Origin of the sequence: Sphingobium sp. CFD-1, assembly GCF_024611115.1 — a bacterium.
Classification (GTDB): Bacteria; Pseudomonadota; Alphaproteobacteria; order Sphingomonadales; family Sphingomonadaceae; genus Sphingobium; species Sphingobium baderi_A.
In genome coordinates, this window is the sequence record NZ_CP084398.1 from 193,512 (window position 1) to 212,066 (window position 18,555).

Here is an 18,555-nt window from a genome sequence, read left to right on the forward strand (position 1 = left end):
CAATCGACCGTCTATTTTTTCAGGCACATGCCTTATTAATTGACAGTCTGCTAATATTGGGATCAGGAAGAGTCAAGCATTGCTGGATAGGCGCTGAGAGACATATGGCCCGTTTGCCCCTTAAGAAAAAAAGCGGCAGCGCGGCGGATGATATCATCCGCGCGGCGGAACGCCTCTTCGGTGAGGAGGGGGTGTCCTCCATATCGTTGCGTCACATCGCGACCGCCGCCAGCCAGGTGAACAATTTCGCCGTCCAATATCATTTCGGCGACAAGGACGGGCTGATCCGGGCGATATTCGAACGGCGCCTTCCCTTTGTGGAAAACCGTCGCCGGCGCATGCTGGAAGAAGCCCGGCCTGCTGGTTTTGATCTGGAAAAGCTGATCGAGGCGACCTTTCGGCCCATCATCGAAGAAGTCGACGAAAATGGGCGTCGCAGCTATGCGCGTTTCCTGGCGCAGATCGTCAACGACAAGCGGTCGGCCCATCACTGGACGGAGGTGCGCTCGCTCGTGCCTTCCGTGGCGGAAATCACCCAGGAACAAGCCCGGCTTTGCCCGGCGCTGAGCAAGGAAAAGCTCGTTTTCCGGCTCCAGCTCGTGAATATATTGATGCTGCAAGCCATATATCTGGCCGACGAGGATGGATGCGACGCCCGCGCCTTTGAAGCGAAATTCATGGATGCGGTACGCATGGCCGCCGCCGCGCTGGGAGCCCCTTGAGTTAGCGGATTCCCCGGCATTTCGTGGTTTCAGCGGTTCTTGGCCGCAGCTCTCATTCGGTTGTGCAATATAGGTGCTTGCCCACCTCATGCTCCTGCGCGAAGCCCGCAACGGCTTCGCCGATCAGAAGCAGCGTTGGATCTTCATCGCTGATCGTCGCGACGAGGAAGGCAAGCGCCGAGAGCTTGCCCCGGATAAGCCGTTCATTGGGTAGCGACACATTGACTGCCACCATCACTGGCGTTTCGGGATCGCGTCCGGCGGCGATCAGGGAACGGCTGATCTCGCTCGCGGCCGCGCGGCCCATATAGATGCCCAGCGTGCCGCCGGCGCGCGCCAGCACGTCCCAGTCGAGTTGCAGCGGTTGGCCCGCCTTGAGATGCGCCGTCACCAGCGTCAGTCCGCGCGCCACACCCCGCAAGGTAAGCGAGGCGTTGCCGCTTGCCGCCGCCGCGCTGGCGGTGGTGATGCCGGGACAGATGCGGACTGGAATCCCTTCCTCTGCCAAATATGCCATTTCTTCCGCCGATCGTCCGAAGACCGATGGATCGCCGCCCTTGAGGCGCACGACGCGCTTGCCCGCTTTCGCCGCGACGAGCAGCAGGTCATTGATGCTTTCCTGTGCCTTGCTGTGGCGGCCGGAGCGCTTGCCGACGCTCACCACTTCCGTGCCGTCCGGTACGAGGTCCAGCACACCCGGTCCCACCAGCGCGTCGTAAAAGACAATCTCCGCCGCCACGATCAGCTTTTCGGCTTTTCGGGTGAGCAGGTCCGGGTCGCCCGGTCCGGCGCCGACCAGCCAGACCTCACCGGGGGCGATAAGCTCATTCTGCTGCATGGAGCGTCTCCTGCTTGCTCTGGGCGAGGATGCTGGCGAGCGCCGGACGGCAGGAGCCGCAATTGGTCCCCGCGCCCAACGCTTTGCCGATCGCGGGCACATCGACCAGCTGCTGTTCGCGGATGGCCGCCACGATCTGATTAAGGCCGATGTCGAAACAGACGCAGATGGTTGCGCCCTTGTCCGGCTGGTTCCCCGGCCCCCGCGCGGCGAGGACCGAAGCGCCGACGGCGGGCGCCTGAAGCTGGTCGATCAGCCAGTCGCGCGAAGGGAGGATGCCGCTGCGCGTGACGAACAGCACGCCAGCCAGTTGGCCATCGCTGATAATGGCCACACGGCGGGTGCCGCGCGTAACGTCGATGGCCTCCACCCTGTCGCCTTTGGGCAGGCATGCCTCCAACCGCGAGGGATCGCCATTGCCCGCGACCTCGTATAGCGCACCGGATGGCACGGTGACGCGCGTCGCCCAGAGGCAGGGGAGGCGCACCGGGTCTGTGCCGCGAAGGATGAGGAAGCCTTTCCATTCCACCGCTTGCCGTTCGACGCGGGCAGGCGTCGACTTGAAGCCGGGCTGGCCGGAATGAGGGTCGGTGAGTGGGCGCGGCAACAGGCCGGTGCGGCCGCCGGTCGATGTCTGATCGGTCCAGTGGATCGGCGTGAATATCTCTCCGGGTCGCTGGCCTTCGTTGAACATCACGCGAAACAGGCTGTCGCCTTGCGGCGTGGAAACACGAGCGAGGTCGCCTTCCTCCAGTTCGAGCGCCCGTGCGTCCCGCGGATGGATTTCGACCAGCGGTTCTTCCCGATGCCGGGCCAATTTGGGGGAAAGGCCGGTGCGGGTCATCGTGTGCCATTGATCGCGATAGCGCCCGGTGTTGAGCGTCATCGGCCAGTCCTTGAGCGGCGCCTGCACCTCCATCTGCCTGACCGGCACCAGCCGCGCCTTGCCGTCGGCCGTGGGAAAGAGGCCATCGGCGAAAGCTGCGCCGCCCCAGCGGAACGGTTCCATCGCTTCATAGGCATCATTGCCGATGGTGGCATGGGATCGCAGGTTCAGCACGCGCGCGCCGTCATTCTGATAAGCGGTCAGGCGCGCATGTTCGCGCCAGATTTCGGCTGGCCGGTCATAGGCGAAAGCATTGCGCCAACCCATGCGGCGGGCGACCTCCTTGATGATCCACCAGTCGGGTCTGGTTTCGCCGGGGAGCGGGAGGAGCGCACGCTGGCGGCTGACGGTGCGATCCGAATTGGTGACGGTCCCGTCCTTTTCCCCCCATGCGGCGGCGGGCAGGCGAACATGGGCATAAGCGGCGCTGTCCGTGTCGGCGATCACATCCGAAACGACGACGAAGGGGCACGCTTCCATCGCATCGCGCACGCGACCTGCATCGGGAAGCGAGACGGCGGGATTGGTCGCCATCACCCAGAGCGCCTTGATCCGGCCCTCGCCCATCGCACGGAACAGGTCGACGGCTTTCAGGCCCGGCTTGGCCGCCATGGCGGGCGCGGCCCAGAAACGGCCCACCCGTTCCACATTCTCCGGCGCGAAGTCCATATGCGCCGCCAATGTCGATGCGAGGCCCCCGACTTCGCGCCCGCCCATGGCGTTGGGCTGTCCGGTGATCGAAAATGGCGCCGCGCCAGGCTTGCCGATGCGTCCCGTGGCGAGGTGGACGTTGATGATCGCATTGACCTGATCGGTGCCGCGGATCGACTGGTTGATGCCCTGGCTGAACAGGGTGACGGTGCGCGGGGTCGCGGCGAACAGCTCGAAAAACTGCTGGAGCAGAGCAGGGGCGATGTCGCAGGTTTTCGCGACGGTCCACAGATCGTGGCCGGTGCGGATATGTTCCCAGAAGCCCTCCGGCGCGTTGACATGCCCGGCCAGGAAAGCGGGGTCGGTGACGCCCGCCTGATCCACCCAGGCGAGCAGCCCGTTCATCAGCGCCACATCGGTGCCGGGCTTCACGGGCAGATGCAGGTCCGCGCCTTCGCAGGTTTCGGTACGGCGCGGGTCGATCACCACCAGTTTCGTGCCACGCGCGGCGCGGGCGGCCTGGATGCGCTGATAGACGATCGGATGGCACCATGCGGTGTTGGAGCCGACCAGGACGATCAGGTCCGCTTCCGCCAGATCGCCATAGCTGGCGGGCACGACATCCTCGCCGAAAGCGCGGGTATGGCCCGCGACTGCGCTCGACATGCACAAGCGCGAATTGGTGTCGATATTAGCCGAGCCGATGAAGCCCTTCATCAGCTTGTTGGCGACATAATAATCCTCGGTCAGCAACTGGCCGGAGACATAGAAGGCCACGCTGTCGGGGCCGTGGCGGTCGATCGTTTCGCGAAAGCGTTTAGCCACAAGGTCCAGCGCCTTGTCCCAGCTTGCCCGCCTTTGGCCGATCATCGGATGGAGCAGGCGGCCTTGCAGGCTCACCGTTTCGCCCAGATGCGTGCCCTTGGAACATAGCCGCCCGGCATTGGCCGGATGCGCTTCATCCCCCTTGATCTGCACGGACCGCGGGCCGGTCGGCGTGGCCGATATGCCGCAGCCGACACCGCAATAGGCGCAAGTGGTGCGGATCGGTTGCCCCATCGTCTTCAGGCCGCCTTCCTCGTCGTCCGGGCCGGTATCACCGCATCGCGCAGCAGGTAGATGCGGCCAGCGTCGACCTTGAGCGGGATGGTCGGCACGCACCCTTCGTCGCTGCCCAGCGCCTCGCCGGTTTTGAGCGAGATGTTCCAGTTGTGCAGCGGACAGGCGACGACATTGCCATGGACGATGCCCTGGCTCAGCGGTCCCTGTTTGTGCGGGCATTTGTTGACCAGCGCATAAAATTGGTTGTCCAGCGTGTGGAATATCGCGATCTCCTCCCCGCCGCGCACCGGCAGGGTCCGGGCGTTGCCGGGCGAAATCTGGCTCACCGGGCCGATATCCAGCCAATCTCCGACATTGTTCGAGACGGTCATGCGGCAAACTCCATGGGGCGCACTTCGGCGAGGTGTTGATGCAGTTCGGCGTCTTCGCCCGCGGCGCGGCGCGCCCAGGGGTCTTCCTGACTGAAGCTTTGGGAGAAGAGGAAGCGGGCACGAAGCGCCTCGCGGCCTTCCTCGTCATCGACGATGCGGCTCTTTACATAGTCGACGCCGACGCGTTCGATCCACGGCGCGGTGCGTTCGAGGTAACGCGCTTCCTCGCGGTAGAGCTGGATGAAGGCGGCGCAGTAATCGAGCGCCTCCTGCTCGGTCGCGACCTTGCAGAGCAGGTCGGTGGCGCGGACATGGATGCCGCCATTGCCGCCGACATGCAGTTCATAGCCGCTATCCACGCAGACCACGCCGAAGTCCTTGATCGTCGCCTCCGCGCAGTTGCGAGGGCAGCCCGATGCCGCGATCTTGAACTTGTGGGGCATCCACGAACCCCAGGTCATCCGCTCGATCTTGACGCCAAGGCCGGTCGAATCCTGCGTGCCGAAGCGGCACCATTCACTGCCCACGCACGTCTTCACCGTGCGGAGCGACTTGCCATAGGCATGGCCCGACACCATGCCCGCGGCATTGAGATCGGCCCAGACGGCGGGCAGGTCTTCCTTCCTGATGCCGAAAATGTCGAGCCGCTGGCCGCCGGTCACTTTCACCATGGGGGCGTTATATTTCTCAACTACATCGGCGATCGCGCGCAACTCGCGAGGGTTGGTGAGACCGCCCCACATGCGCGGCACGACCGAATAGGTGCCATCCTTTTGGATATTGGCGTGCATCCGTTCATTGACGAAGCGGCTCTGCTGGTCGTCCTCATAATCGCCGGGCAGCGCGCAGAGCAGATAGTAATTGAGCGCTGGACGGCAGGAGGAGCAGCCATCGGGCGTCGACCAATGCAGCTTCTGCATGATTTCCGGGATCGACTTCATGCCCTGCGCGACGATTTCGCGGCGGACATCGTCATGGCCGAAGCTGGTGCATTTACAGACCGTCCTGGTGGCGCGCTCCCCCGAATAATCGTCGCCCAGCGTCACCGCGAGCAGGGTTTCGACAAGGCCGGTGCAGGAGCCGCAGCTTGCAGATGCCTTGCAGGTTGCGCGCACCGCGTCCAGCGTGCCATTGCCCGCCTCGACGCAGGCGACGACTTGCCCCTTGCTGACGCCGTTGCAGCCGCAGATCTCGGCATCATCCGAGAGCGCCGCAACGGCCGCCTTAGGGTCCGCCTGCCCACCCCCGGAGGCGAAAGCCTGACCGAAGATCAGCAGGTCGCGAATTTCGGAGACGTCATCGCCTTTCCTGAGCAGGTCGAAATACCAACCGCCGTCCGCCGTGTCGCCATAGAGCACCGCCCCCACGATCCGGTCGTCCCTGACGATGACCCGCTTATAGACCCCGCGCGAAGCGTCGCGCAGGACGATATCCTCGCAGCCTTCCCCGCCGGAGAAGTCGCCAGCGGAGAAAACGTCGAGGCCTGCGACCTTCAGCTTGGTCGACGTGACCGAACCCTTATAGCCCGTGTGCTGATCGGTCAGGCCGTCGGCGAGGCTGCGGCACATGTCCCACAGCGGCGCGACAAGGCCGTAGACATTGCCGTCATGTTCAACGCATTCGCCGACGGCGAGGATGTCGGGGTCGCTCGTCACCATATGATCGTCGACCTTGATGCCGCGCCCGATATCGAGCCCCGCCTCACGCGCCAGAGCGACCGAGGGACGGATGCCCACCGCCATCACCACCAGATTTGCCGGGATTTCGCGGCCGTCCTTCAGGCGAACGCCCTCGACCTTGCCGTCGCCATAGATTTCAGCGGTATCCGCGCCGGTCAGGATGGTCTGGCCGCGTTCTTCCAGCGCGGTCTTGAGCAACCAGCCCGCCGCCTCGTCCAACTGGCGCTCCATCAGCGTGGGCATCAAATGGATGACCGTCACCTTCATGCCGCGCAGCGTCAGGCCGTGCGCCGCTTCAAGGCCGAGCAGGCCGCCGCCGATCACCACCGCGCCGCCGCCATTCGCAGCGGCTTCCAGCATGGTGTCGACATCCTTCATGTCGCGGAAGCTGATGACGCCGGGCAGATCCTTCCCCGGCACCGGGATGATGAAGGGGTCCGATCCGGTAGCGATCAGCAGCTTGTCATAGCCGACGGCGCGGCCCGACTGGCTGGTGACGGTCCTGCCGGTGCGGTCGATGGCCATCACCGGATCGCCCGCGATCAGTTCGATGCCATTGTCATCATACCATTGGCGGCTGTTGATAATGATGTCGTCGAACGTCTTTTCGCCCGCCAGAACCGGCGAAAGCATGATCCGGTTATAGTTCACATAAGGCTCTGCGCCGAAGATGGTGACGCGATAACGCCCCGCATCCCGCGCCAGCAGTTCCTCGACCGCGCGGCAACCGGCCATGCCGTTGCCCACGACGACCAGATGTTCCCGATCATCATGCGGCGGCATGAAGATGTTTTCTTCATTCTCCGCCGCCGGACTGATCCCGTCCTGAAATTCCATCCCCGGTTTCTCCAGAAAAGAAAAAGGCCGCCATCCGGACCCCGGGATTTGAAACCCGAAGTCTGGATGGCGGCCTTGCCATCATTCGCGCCTGGACGGCCCGCCGATGGACCGCTTTGGCTATGAAATAAGAGGACTACCCTGTCCTTTGCATCGCAGCATATGCCGAATCGCTTTGCGGTCAAGCGATTCCTGCGCCTTAGAGACTCCAGTCGACCTGGAACCAGAATTTGTCGGTATCGCTAGCCAGATCATCGGCCTCATAATGTGCGTAGCGGATCGAAAACGCGGTCTTTTCGATCTTCGCGGATGCGAGAAGATTGATCTCATCGCCATAATGCAGGCTTAGCCGGTCACTGTCGAACCGATGCCATGTTGCTTGCAGCGCCACGGCGGAAAGCGGCCCCAGCTGTTTCCAGCCATAGCCGCCGCCAACATGGAAATCGCGCACGCCGTTAGGCGGAGTCGTCAGCAACTTGTCCGCCCAGCCCTGAAATTTGAAGTTGCTGCCGAGCGGCGTCTGGAAACTGGTGAGCGCCGCGCCCCTGTCGGCGCCCAGCACCTCATATCCGACGTTGAGTTTCCATCCCTTTACGTCCAGCGTCGCGTCGGCCAGCCAATAATCCGCCGCATAGCGACTGGGATTGGCGCGATAGTCGGATTGCCGCGCATAGCTGAACTGATAGCCGATCTTTGCGATGCTTGAGAGGGCGCGGCTTCCCGCCAGCCGCGCGCCGTAAGTCTGGCTGGACAGGCGAAAACCCTGCACCGCCGCTTCATCCTGATCGATCAGATAGGCAAAGCCCGTCAGCGTGCCGACCGGCGTGACATAGGACAGGTTGGCAAGGATATTATCGCCGCTCACCGCCTGTTGCCGCGCCCCATTGCCGTCAATGCCCCAGATCGACCGCACGCTCCAGGCATAGGCGACATCCAGCTTCAGTTTCGGCAGAGGCATGAGTTCGACTCGGATGGCATCGAAGGTCTGGGCATTGTCGCGGAAGGGAACATTGCCGACGAAGCGTTCATCATCCAGAGCGATCTTCTGCCGTCCGGCGGTCAATGTCAGGTCTTTCGTCGCATATTGAAGCTGCGCGATGACGAGCGCAACATTCTGCGGATCGGCCACCAGCGGCCGGGTTGGAGCGCCGTTCAACCCGTCATAATAATGGTCGATCATGGCCAGCGTTCCCTGCCCGACTATTGTCGCGCTGATCGCGCCGCTGCGGGCGGCCAGTCCTGCCCGCGCGCGGATAGTGAGCGCGTCTGCTTGTCTGGCAAGGTCGTCCTGATCGACATGCTCATAACGCAGCCGGGCTTCGGCGATGGGCCTCAGCGTCAGTTGCTGGGCGCAAGCGGGGCCTGCGACGGCCAGCGCGGCCGCCGATGCAAGAAACAGTTTCATGGAAGATTGTCCCCCTTCGGACGATGTGATGCATGGGAAGGGCGGCTGCCCTCATGGGCCGCCGCCTTTCCCTCTCCCATTTCAGATTCGCGCGCCGCTGCTCCAGGTCGCGCGCCAGCGGCCGCGCACCATGGCGATGCCGAGGAAAGCCAGCACGGCCAACGCTGCGAAGATCAGAAAACCCGCCGCGAAACTGCCCGTCATCTGCTTGGCGATGCCGAGCGACGAAGCAAGATAGAAACCGCCTATCCCGCCCGCCATGCCGACAAGGCCGGTCATGACGCCGATTTCCTCCTGGAACCGCTGCGGGACGAGCTGGAACACCGCGCCGTTGCCCACGCCCAGCGCCAGCATCGCCGCCACGAAGAAGCAAAGCGCGGCCGCCAATGTCGAAGCATAAGCGACGGCGGACAGCGCCAGCGCCGCGACCAGATAGACGATCATCAAAGCCCGCACTCCGCCGATCCGGTCGGCCAGCGCGCCGCCCATGGGCCGCACCAGCGATCCCGCGAAAACGCATGCTGCGGTGCAATATCCAGCGGTGACGGGGCTCAATCCGAACTGGTCGGTGAAATAGATCGGCAGCGATGCGGCCAAACCCACGAAACCGCCGAATGTGACGGCATAGAAGGCCATCAGCCACCAGGCGTCGGCGGTTTTGAGGGGATGGAAATAATCGGCCAGCCGCTTGGGCGGCGGTGCGTTGGGCGCGTCTTTCGCCATCAGCATATACACCACGAACACGATCGAAAGCGGGATGCAGGCAAGCCCCAGCACCGCGTTCCAGCCGAACAGCTTGGCCAGCCCCGGCGCGAAGAGCGAGGCGAGCACCGTGCCCGAATTGCCCATGCCGGCAAGGCCCATCGCCTTGCCCTGATGTTCGGGCGGATACCAGCGGCTCGCCAGCGGCAGCGCGATGGCGAAGCTTGCTCCCGCAAAGCCAAGGATCACACCCAGCGCCAGCGTGCCGCCGAAGCTGTTGACGCCCATCATCCAGGCGGTAAACAGTCCGGCGATGACGATGATCTGGCTGATCGCGCCCGACCGTTTCGGCCCGATCCGATCGACCAGCAGGCCGTTCACGACACGCAGAAGCGCGCCCATCAGCGTGGGCGTCGCGACCATCAGCCCCTTTTCGGCGGGGGTCAGCGCCAGCGCACTGGCGATGGAGGGAGCAAGCGGTCCCAGCAGCACCCAGACCATGAAAGCCAGGTCGAAATAGAGAAAGGCGGCGATCAAGGTCGGCGTATGACCAGCTTTCCAGAAGCTGGTCGGGCTGGCTTCCCCTTCGCCGTCGGACGGGCGATCCCAATAAGCAGTTGCCATGATGACGTCCTTCAATCTTGTGAAATGGACACGAAAAAAGCCGCTCTCCGAACCTCGTTTTTTCCGAAGTCCGGCCAGCGGCTTTGCTGCAAAATATTAGGGGGAGAGCTTAGTCCCGGCGTTGGGAGGGCTCGTCCTGTAAAAACGCGCTTCGTCGCGCGACTCTTATCTTATCTCGCGATTGCAACCATGTTGCAAGGCACAATTTACGGGGCGAAATCTTGCCGCGCCGCATCAAAACCGGCGAGAAAATCGTCGATTCGTTCCGGGTCGAAGACGCGCCCATCAAAGAAGCGGTCCGGCCCCAGAGTCAGTTCCCCGCGCTTCGATCCCACCGCTAACGGCGTATTGACCGCCCCTTCGACCTTCATGCTGGCGCCGGGCAAGGCGACGTCGCTGTCCGCCAGCGCACGGCGGAAGACGTCCGGGCGGAAAACGCCCGCCGCGTTCGCCATGTTGGCGGGGCTGTGGTCGACCATCTTCCAGCGCACCAGCTGGGAATAGATCCACAGCGCCTGACTGCGCCATGGAAAGGCAGTCGCTTCCCGCGAAAAGAGCATGAAATCGGGCATGGAAAGCGGCGCCATGCCCATCCGGGCGACAATTTGCCCGGACATGGCGCGCTGGATCAGCTCCGCAGGCTGATCGACATAGCGCGGATCGGACAGCAGATGCGCCAGCGCCGCGTGATTGGAGGCGTCGTCGCACCAGGCGGCCGACCTTGCGAGCGCACGCAGCAGCCGATCCGCGATGGAGGGATTTGCCTCCAGCCAATCCGTGCGGAAGGTCAGCACTTTCTCCACGCCCCGCTGCCAGATACGTTCGCCCACGGCCACCGCTTCAGCCAGACCAACCTCGACCGCCGCGCTGCCCCATGGCTCACCGGCGATAAAGCCGTCAATTTCCCCGGCTCTCATCGCTTCAGTCGTCAGCGACGGCGGCAGCACCCGCAATATGACATCGCGATCCGGGTCCACGCCCGCGCTCGCCAGCCAATAGCGGAGCATGATCGCATGACTGGAAAAGCGGTGGACGACGCCGATCACCGGTTTGCGCCGCCAAAGGCCGATGGCGGCGGCAAAATCATGGGCGGTGCCCAGCGGATCGTGGAGACGCCGGGCGATGTCCGGGTCCAGCGCCTGCGCGAAATCGCGTGCCATCACCAGCATGTTGCCGTTGACGCTGAGTTTATAGGGCGCGGCCAGAGATGCGCCCTGCTGGCTGAGGCCCAATGTCACCGCCACGGCCAGCGGAGCCAGCATATGCGCCGCCTGCACCTGGCCGAAGATCAGCCGGTCGCGCAATGTTGCCCAGCTGGTCGTGCGGACGAGGTCGAGCGAAATGCCTTCTTCTTCGGCAAAGCCCCGTTCCCGCGCGACCGCCAGCACGGCGACATCGGTCAGGGGCAGGAATGCGATACGCAGCGTCGTCATCATGCCGGTCCCCCGAGCAGGTCGCTGGCGGTGACGAGAGCCTGGGCGACATCCACGATCTTCTTCCCCTGATTCATCGCGCTGGTCCGCAGCAGTGCATAGGCATCCGGTTCGCTGAGGCCGCGTTGGTGCATCAATATGGATTTGGCCCGGTCGATGATCTTGCGGTCGGACAGGGCGGTGCGTGCTTCCTCCAACTCGGTCTGTATGCGAGCAAAGGCGTTGAAGCGCCGGACCGCCAGTTCCAACACCGGCTTCACCCGTTCCTTCCGAAGCCCGTCGACCACATAGGCGGATATGCCAGCATCGATGGCCGCGCCGATCATTGCTTCGTCCGATTGGTCCACGAACATGGCGATAGGACGGGCGAGCGCGCGGCTGACCGTCAACATCTCCTCCAGCGTATCGCGGCTCGGGCTGCCAAGATCCATCAGGACAACATCGGGCGCCATGCGTTCAAGACGCGCGACAAAAGCGCCGCGCGGTGGGACGATGTGAATGTCGTCATAGCCCGCTTCGCGCAGTCCTTCCTCCAGGACCGTGGCCCGCAACCCGCTGTCATCGATGATGACGATTCTCATCCAGCCACACCCTGTCGCCCCTGTCACGCCATTGCCGACAGTCCTCCCCCCGTCAATGCCCCGCGATTGTTACCGGAACATTCATGTAGGCGTGCGGGGCGCAGCGATGGCATGACAGGCCCGAACGACCGCGATGGACCGTCTAGTTCCCGGCGGCCATCCCGGATAGCTGTTCGCGCTCCTTGCGCTTTCCCGCGCTCAGTAGCAGCGCATAGCCTGCCAGTGCGGACAGGAGCGATCCACCGAGCACGCCGATTTTCACTTCATCCATCAATATGGGATCGGGAAAGGCCAGTCCGCCAATGAACAGGCTCATGGTGAAACCGATGCCGCACAGGACGCATACGCCATAGATCTGCGTCCAGTTCGCGCCGCTTGGCTTGCCAGCCAGCCCGGAACGAACGCATAGCCAGAGGGCGGCAAAGACCCCTGCCTGCTTGCCCAAGAACAGTCCTGCGGCAACGCCGAGAGGCAAGGGCGCTATCAGGTCGCCCATGCCAAGACCCGCGAACGCAACGCCCGCATTGGCAAAGCCGAACAAGGGAATGATGCCATAAGCGACATAAGGATGCAGCCCGTGTTCCAGCCGGTGAAGCGGGGAATCGGCGGCGTCCGGGGCGCCAGGCGTGGCGCGGATCGGGATGAGGGCGGCGGCCAGCACCCCGGCGATGGTGGCATGAACGCCGGACAGCAGCACCGCTAGCCACAACAGGAAAGCCAGTATCAGATAGGGCCAGAGCTGTTTTACCCCCACCCGGTTGAGAATGAACATGGCCCCCATGACGAGAGCGGCCGAAAGCAGGGCAAGGCCCCGGATCTCATTTGTATAGGCGAGCGCTATGATCGCCACGGCGCCCATGTCGTCCACTATGGCGACGGTGGTCAGGAACAGCTTGAGCGAGGTGGGAACCCGTGATCCCAGCAGGGCCATGACACCGATGGCGAAGGCTATATCTGTGGCCGCCGGTATGGCCCAGCCTCTCGCCAGGCCCGGCGTCGACCCGGCAAAGGCTAGATAGACCAGAGCCGGTACCGCCATGCCGCCCGCAGCCGCGATGGCGGGAAGCGCCCGGTCCGACCAGCTTGCCAGATGCCCGTCGACAAATTCCCGCTTGATCTCCAGCCCGACGAGCAGGAAAAAAAGCATCATCAGCCCGTCATTGATCCAGTGCAGCACGGACATCGGGCCGATCTTGACATGCAGGACATGGAAATAGCCGTCGGCAAGCGGGCTGTTGGCCACGATCATCGCCAATGCCGCCGCCGCCATCAGGATGATGCCTCCGGCAGCTTCGCTCTGAAGGAAATTCCGCAGTGCCGAAGGGCGCGTGACCCTCATGGCCGAGTGCCCGTCGTGACGGCTGGGAAGGGCGCGCGAAATGACGGGCCGATGGAAGGAAGTGATTTGTCAGGCATGTCCACGTTACCGGGAAGAGGAGGGGAAGCCCCTTTTTGTAACGATATACAGGGACTTTTCCATCCTTGTATGAATAAATCCACGGCGTGCGCCGCCGTGGATGGATATTGAGCGCGAATAGTCCGCCTTTCCCGTTCCTACAGGATGGCCGGCAGGTCCAGTCCCTTGTCCACCGCACAATCGCGTGCGATTTCATACCCCGCATCAGCGTGCCGCATCACGCCCGTCGCCGGATCGTTCCACAACACCCGCTCCAGCCGCTCTGCCGTTTTCGCCGTGCCGTCGGCAACGATGACCATGCCGCTATGTTGGGAAAAACCCATCCCCACGCCTCCGCCATGGTGCACCGATACCCAGGTCGCGCCCGAAGCGGTGTTGAGCAATGCGTTGAGTAGCGGCCAGTCGCTGACGGCGTCGCTACCGTCCTTCATCGCTTCCGTTTCGCGATTGGGGGAAGCGACCGATCCGCTGTCCAGATGGTCGCGTCCGATGACCACCGGCGCCTTCAACTCCCCCTTCGCCACCATCTCGTTGAAGGCGAGGCCCAGCCGGTGCCGGTCGCCCAGCCCCACCCAGCAAATGCGCGCGGGTAGGCCCTGAAACCGGATTTTCTCTCGCGCCATGTCGAGCCAGTTGTGGAGATGGGTATTGTCGGGCAGCAATTCCTTCACCCTGGCGTCGGTTCGATAGATATCCTCCGGATCGCCTGACAGGGCCGCCCAGCGAAAAGGCCCTATGCCCCGGCAGAATAGCGGCCGGATATAGGCGGGCACGAAGCCGGGAAAGTCGAAGGCATTCTCCACCCCCTCATCCTTCGCCATCTGCCGGATGTTGTTGCCATAGTCGGTGGTCGGCACGCCCGCCGCCTGGAAGTCGAGCATGGCGCGGACATGAACGGCCATGGAGGCTTTCGCCGCCTTCGCCACGGCTGCGGGCTCGCGCTCGCGCCGCTCGATCCATTGCGCGACGGTCCAGCCGATAGGGAGGTAGCCGTTCACCGGATCATGCGCGCTGGTCTGGTCGGTGAGCAGGTCCGGCCGGATACCGCGCCGGTAAAGCTCCGGCAGGATTTCCGCTGCATTGCCTAGCAGGCCGACCGACACCGGCTTCCTGTCGGCGCAGCTTTTCCCGATGATCGCCATCGCTTCCTCAATGGTGGAGGCGGCGACATCCAGATAGCCCGTCCGCAGGCGCATATCGATCCGGCTCGGCTGGCATTCGATGGCCAGGCAGGATGCACCGGCCATCACGGCGGCGAGCGGTTGTGCGCCGCCCATGCCGCCCAGACCCGCCGTCAGCAACCATTTGCCGCCAAGGTCGCCGCCATAATGCTGGCGGCCCATCTCGACGAAAGTTTCATAGGTGCCCTGCACGATGCCCTGCGTGCCGATATAAATCCATGAGCCTGCCGTCATCTGTCCGTACATGGCGAGGCCGCGCTTATCGAGTTCGTTGAAATGCTCCCAATTCGCCCAGTGCGGGACGAGGTTGGAGTTGGCGATGAGGACGCGGGGCGCATCTTCATGCGTGCGGAACACGCCCACGGGCTTGCCTGACTGGATGAGCAGGGTCTGGTCGTCCTCCAGCCGCTTCAGAGTCTCGATAATCCGGTCATAACTCTCCCAGTCGCGTGCGGCCCGGCCGATGCCGCCATAGACGACCAGTTCCTCCGGCCGTTCCGCCACGTCGGGATGGAGGTTGTTCATCAGCATCCGCAGCGGTGCTTCGGTCAGCCAGCTTTTGGCGGAAAGCGCCATACCGGTCGGAGCCTTGATGATGCGGCTGTTGTCGATGCGGGTCATGATCTGGATTCCTGCCGGGCGAAGGTGATGCAGGCCTGCAATATGCGGGTGAGGATCGGGACGATAGCGGCGGCGCGCGCCGGATTGAAAGGGGGCGGCCAATTGCCCTCATCGAGAATATCCGGCTCATCCATGTAGCCGCGCATGGCCAGTTCCATCTGGATCGCGTGGACGCTGTTTTCGGGGCGGCCATAATGGCGCGTCGTCCACCCGCCCCGGAAACGCCCGTTCAGCACATGGCTGAAGGGGCCTTCCGCGCAAATGCCCGTCACCGCTGCCTCCAGCGCCGGATCGCAGGTGACGCCGCCATTGGTGCCGATATTGAATTGTGGCAATTCGCCGTCGAACAGGCGCGGGACATGGCTGCGGACCGAATGGGCGTCATAGAGGACGATGCGCGGATGCAGCGTTCGCAGCCGAACGATTTCTCCTTCCAGTGCCGCATGATAGGGGGCGAACCAGATGGCCCTGCGCCGCGCGATCTCCGCATCGCCGGGCGTCGTGCCGGTATAAAGCGGATCGCCGTCGAAGGTCGAGGTCGGGCAAAGCTCTGTCGTCGTCTGTCCCGGATAAAGCGAGACGCCGGAAGGGTCGCGATTGAGGTCGATCACGCTGCGGGAAATGCGGCTGCGAACGGTCGTCGCGCCCAATCCCCGCGCAAAGCCGTAAAGCCGGTCCACCCACCAGTCGGCATCCCGCCGCGCCAGCCATGGCGACCGGAAAGCTCCCTCCACATCGGCCAATTCCATACCTGTATGGGGAAAGGCGACGATCAGCGGCGCGTCGCCCCGCGTGATTTCCAGCCAGTCAGTCATGCAACCCCCGGCAAATCATGGACGACGGCAAGCAGCGCGCCTGATCGGATCAGCGCGTTGGCCCGCTCCATGTCCGGATGGAAATGCCGGTCGTCGGTCAGCGGCGGCACCTCGTTTCGCAAGCAGGCGCGAGCGGCTTCCAACGGTTCGCTTGATGCCAGCGGCGCATGGAAATCCACGCCCTGCGCGGCGGCGAGCCATTCGATCCCGATCACCGCCATCGCATTCTCCGTCATGTCCAGCAGGCGGCGCGCGCCATGGGCGGCCATGGATACATGATCCTCCTGATTGGCCGATGTCGGGATGGAATCGACGCTGGCAGGAGTGGCGCGCTGCTTGTTCTCGGAAACGAGGGCAGCCGCCGTCACCTGCGGGATCATGAAACCCGAATTGAGGCCGGGTCTGGGCGTCAGGAAAGCAGGCAGGCCCGACAGTGCCGGGTCCACCAGCATGGCGATGCGCCGCTCCGCGATGGAGCCGATCTCGCAGATCGCCAGCGCGATCATGTCGGCGGCGAAAGCGACCGGCTCGGCATGGAAATTGCCGCCCGATAGCGCCTCATCGGTATCGGGGAAGATCAGCGGATTGTCCGAAACGCCGTTCGCTTCGATCTCCAGCGTGGCCGCCGCCTGCCGCAGCATATCCAGTGCCGCGCCCATCACCTGCGGCTGGCAGCGCAGGCAATAGGGGTCCTGCACCCGCGCATCGCCTTCCAGATGGCTCGCGCGGATCGGCGATCCGGCCATCAGCGCACGCAGGGTCGCGGCGACCTCAATCTGTCCCCTGTGTCGACGAAGATCATGGATGCGCGGGTCGAAAGGCGTGTCGGAACCCCTGGCCGCCTCGGTCGAAAGCGCGCCTGTCACCAGCGCGGACTGGAACAGCCGTTCCGCCTCGAACAGTCCGGCCAGCGCAAGGCTGCACGAAAACTGCGTCCCATTGAGCAGCGCCAGCCCCTCCTTCGGCCCCAGTTCGACTGGTGAGAGCCCTGCCTGCCTCAAGGCGTCGGAAGCAGGCATCCGAACGCCATCGGCGAAAATCTCGCCCACGCCGATCATCGTCGCGGCCATATGCGCCAGCGGCGCAAGGTCGCCGCTTGCCCCCACCGAACCCTGCGCGGGAATTACCGGCGTCAGTCCCTGGGCCAGCATAGCCTCCAGCAGCGCGACCGTTTCCGGTCGCACGCCCGAAGCGCCCTGCGCCAGACTGGCGAGCTTCAGCGCCATCATCAGCCGCACCACCGGCACAGGCGCGGGCGCGCCCACGCCCGCCGCATGGCTCAGCACGATATTACGCTGTAACCTCGCCAGATCGTCGTCGCCGATGCGGACGCTGGCGAGCTTTCCAAAGCCGGTGTTGATGCCGTAGACGGGATCGCCCTTCGCCAATATGCGCGCCACCGCCGCCGCGCTTTCTGCCACGCGCTCGGCATGGGCCGGGTCGAGCCGCACCGCCGCGCCGCGATAGATTGCGCGCCATTCCGCCAGGGCTACGTCGCCGGGGCAAAGCAGGACGTCGATCATTGGCCACTCCAGATGCGGGCATGGAGGGGGTTGAACCCCATGCGATAGACAAGTTCGGCGGGGCTTTCGATGTCCCAGATGGCAAGGTCGCAACTCTTGCCGACCTCGATGGTGCCGATCCGGTCGCCCAGCCCCAATGCCCGGGCGGCGTTGCGGGTGACGCCCGCCAGACATTCCGCGACCGTCAGCCGGAACAGCGTCGCCCCCATATTCATGACCAGCAGCAGCGAGGTGAGTGGCGAGGTGCCCGGATTGCAGTCCGTCGCCAGCGCGATCGGTACGCCCGCCCGGCGCAGTCCTTCAATCGGCGGCAGCTTCGTCTCCCGCATGAAATAATAAGCGCCGGGCAGTAGAGTGGCGACCGTTCCGGCCTGCGCCATCGCCGCGATTCCATTCTCATCCAGATATTCCAGATGATCGGCGGACAGCGCGCCGAACGCCGCCGCCAGCGCCGCGCCGTGCAGGTTGGAAAGCTGCTCGGCATGAAGCTTCACCGGCAGTTCGAACCGCGTGGCCGCCTCGAACAGCCGCCGCGTCTGCTCCGGCGTGAAACCGATGCTCTCGCAAAAGGCGTCCACCGCGTCGGCCAGTCCACTCGCAGCCACTTGCGGTATCACTTCCTCGCACAGCATGGCGATATAGCCGTCCGCATCGCCTGCAAATTCCGGCGGCAGCGCATGAGCGCCCAGAAAGCTCGTCTCGACCCGGACCAGCCTTTCCGCACCCAGTCGCCGCGCCGCGCGCAGCATCCGGATCTCCGTTCCGGGGTCGAGACCATATCCCGACTTCACCTCGATCGTGGTCACGCCCTCGGCTATCAGCGCATCCAGCCGGGGGAGGGCGGACGCCACCAACTCCGCCTCGCTTGCCGCCCGCGTCGCCTTCATGGTGGAGATAATGCCGCCGCCTGCCCGCGCGATCTCCTCATAAGACGCGCCTTCCAGCCGCATTTCGAACTCACGCGCGCGATTGCCGCCGTGGATCAGGTGCGTGTGGCAGTCGATCAATCCCGGCGTGGCCCAGCGGCCGTGGCAGTCGATGATCTCCTTTGCGTCCGGCGCGTCGGCGGCAGGCCCTACAAAGTCGATGTTTCCTTCGACCGCGCCCACCGCGCCGCGCTCGATGCAGCCCAGGCCCGGTGCGTCCGCGCGCAATGTCGCGATCCGCATGTTGGTCCAGATCCTGTCACATAGCACGGCCCGGTCCT

Annotated in this window: 14 protein-coding genes; 1 reads left to right on the forward strand and 13 read right to left on the reverse strand. The window is 64.0% G+C overall.

Annotated features, from left to right (window positions below; genetic code table 11):
• Window positions 1–104: 104 nt before the first annotated feature.
• Entirely contained in the window at window positions 105–722 is a 618-nt protein-coding gene (locus tag LDB26_RS00915) for a TetR/AcrR family transcriptional regulator (protein WP_257539831.1), read from the forward strand.
• 52 nt (window positions 723–774) lie between these two features.
• On the opposite strand, the gene cobA is transcribed toward LDB26_RS00915, so the two are convergent.
• The 13 genes from cobA to hutI all read right to left on the reverse strand — a co-directional run bounded on the left by cobA (window position 775) and on the right by hutI (window position 18,517).
• A complete protein-coding gene (gene cobA / locus LDB26_RS00920) occupies window positions 775–1,560 on the reverse strand; it encodes a uroporphyrinogen-III C-methyltransferase (protein WP_257539833.1) in 786 nt (261 codons plus the stop codon).
• Window positions 1,547–4,156, reverse strand: a complete 2,610-nt coding sequence (locus tag LDB26_RS00925; RefSeq protein WP_257539835.1) for a nitrate reductase — start codon at window positions 4,154–4,156, stop codon at window positions 1,547–1,549. The genes cobA and LDB26_RS00925 overlap by 14 nt, the downstream gene beginning before the upstream one ends.
• 5 nt (window positions 4,157–4,161) lie before the next feature.
• Window positions 4,162–4,530, reverse strand: coding sequence for a nitrite reductase small subunit NirD (nirD, locus tag LDB26_RS00930; RefSeq protein ID WP_062063078.1), 369 nt, complete (start codon window positions 4,528–4,530; stop codon window positions 4,162–4,164).
• Complete coding sequence (nirB, locus tag LDB26_RS00935; protein WP_257539837.1) at window positions 4,527–7,046, reverse strand: nitrite reductase large subunit NirB; 2,520 nt, start codon at window positions 7,044–7,046, stop codon at window positions 4,527–4,529. Before nirB ends, nirD begins: the two co-directional genes overlap by 4 nt.
• 199 nt (window positions 7,047–7,245) lie before the next feature.
• Window positions 7,246–8,451, reverse strand: a complete 1,206-nt coding sequence (locus LDB26_RS00940) for a hypothetical protein (RefSeq protein ID WP_257539840.1) — start codon at window positions 8,449–8,451, stop codon at window positions 7,246–7,248.
• An 81-nt stretch (window positions 8,452–8,532) separates the two neighbouring features.
• Entirely contained in the window at window positions 8,533–9,777 is a 1,245-nt protein-coding gene (locus tag LDB26_RS00945) for a NarK/NasA family nitrate transporter (protein WP_257539842.1), read from the reverse strand.
• 206 nt (window positions 9,778–9,983) lie between these two features.
• Window positions 9,984–11,213, reverse strand: a complete 1,230-nt coding sequence (locus LDB26_RS00950; RefSeq protein WP_257539844.1) for a CmpA/NrtA family ABC transporter substrate-binding protein — start codon at window positions 11,211–11,213, stop codon at window positions 9,984–9,986.
• Window positions 11,210–11,791, reverse strand: coding sequence for an ANTAR domain-containing response regulator (locus LDB26_RS00955; RefSeq protein WP_257539846.1), 582 nt, complete (start codon window positions 11,789–11,791; stop codon window positions 11,210–11,212). Before LDB26_RS00955 ends, LDB26_RS00950 begins: the two co-directional genes overlap by 4 nt.
• Before the next feature lie 142 nt (window positions 11,792–11,933).
• Entirely contained in the window at window positions 11,934–13,130 is a 1,197-nt protein-coding gene (gene nhaA, locus LDB26_RS00960) for a Na+/H+ antiporter NhaA (protein WP_062063086.1), read from the reverse strand.
• A 215-nt stretch (window positions 13,131–13,345) separates the two neighbouring features.
• Entirely contained in the window at window positions 13,346–15,010 is a 1,665-nt protein-coding gene (gene hutU, locus LDB26_RS00965; protein ID WP_257539848.1) for a urocanate hydratase, read from the reverse strand.
• Window positions 15,007–15,825: an N-formylglutamate deformylase gene (gene hutG / locus LDB26_RS00970; RefSeq protein ID WP_257539850.1), complete on the reverse strand. Its 819-nt coding sequence runs from the start codon at window positions 15,823–15,825 to the stop codon at window positions 15,007–15,009. Before hutG ends, hutU begins: the two co-directional genes overlap by 4 nt.
• The gene (gene hutH / locus LDB26_RS00975; RefSeq protein ID WP_257539852.1) at window positions 15,822–17,348 is read right to left on the reverse strand and encodes a histidine ammonia-lyase; all 1,527 of its coding nucleotides are present in this window, start codon (window positions 17,346–17,348) and stop codon (window positions 15,822–15,824) included. Before hutH ends, hutG begins: the two co-directional genes overlap by 4 nt.
• On the reverse strand, window positions 17,345–18,517 hold the full coding sequence (hutI, locus tag LDB26_RS00980) for an imidazolonepropionase (protein WP_373886149.1): 1,173 nt from the start codon (window positions 18,515–18,517) through the stop codon (window positions 17,345–17,347). Before hutI ends, hutH begins: the two co-directional genes overlap by 4 nt.
• Window positions 18,518–18,555 lie beyond the last annotated feature (38 nt).

Excerpts from the sequence above, each read along its gene's own strand:
- LDB26_RS00945 (WP_257539842.1), bottom strand. The coding sequence starts at position 9,777 with ATGGCAACTGCTTATTGGGATCGCCCGTCCGACGGCGAAGGGGAAGCC.
- nirD (WP_062063078.1), bottom strand. The coding sequence starts at position 4,530 with ATGACCGTCTCGAACAATGTCGGAGATTGGCTGGATATCGGCCCGGTG.
- hutH (WP_257539852.1), bottom strand. The coding sequence starts at position 17,348 with ATGATCGACGTCCTGCTTTGCCCCGGCGACGTAGCCCTGGCGGAATGG.
- LDB26_RS00955 (WP_257539846.1), bottom strand. The coding sequence starts at position 11,791 with ATGAGAATCGTCATCATCGATGACAGCGGGTTGCGGGCCACGGTCCTG.
- hutG (WP_257539850.1), bottom strand. The coding sequence starts at position 15,825 with ATGACTGACTGGCTGGAAATCACGCGGGGCGACGCGCCGCTGATCGTC.
- cobA (WP_257539833.1), bottom strand. The coding sequence starts at position 1,560 with ATGCAGCAGAATGAGCTTATCGCCCCCGGTGAGGTCTGGCTGGTCGGC.
- LDB26_RS00950 (WP_257539844.1), bottom strand. The coding sequence starts at position 11,213 with ATGATGACGACGCTGCGTATCGCATTCCTGCCCCTGACCGATGTCGCC.
- LDB26_RS00915 (WP_257539831.1), top strand. The coding sequence starts at position 105 with ATGGCCCGTTTGCCCCTTAAGAAAAAAAGCGGCAGCGCGGCGGATGAT.
- LDB26_RS00940 (WP_257539840.1), bottom strand. The coding sequence starts at position 8,451 with ATGAAACTGTTTCTTGCATCGGCGGCCGCGCTGGCCGTCGCAGGCCCC.
- hutI (WP_373886149.1), bottom strand. The coding sequence starts at position 18,517 with ATGCGGATCGCGACATTGCGCGCGGACGCACCGGGCCTGGGCTGCATC.
- hutU (WP_257539848.1), bottom strand. The coding sequence starts at position 15,010 with ATGACCCGCATCGACAACAGCCGCATCATCAAGGCTCCGACCGGTATG.
- nirB (WP_257539837.1), bottom strand. The coding sequence starts at position 7,046 with ATGGAATTTCAGGACGGGATCAGTCCGGCGGCGGAGAATGAAGAAAAC.
- LDB26_RS00925 (WP_257539835.1), bottom strand. The coding sequence starts at position 4,156 with ATGGGGCAACCGATCCGCACCACTTGCGCCTATTGCGGTGTCGGCTGC.
- nhaA (WP_062063086.1), bottom strand. The coding sequence starts at position 13,130 with ATGAGGGTCACGCGCCCTTCGGCACTGCGGAATTTCCTTCAGAGCGAA.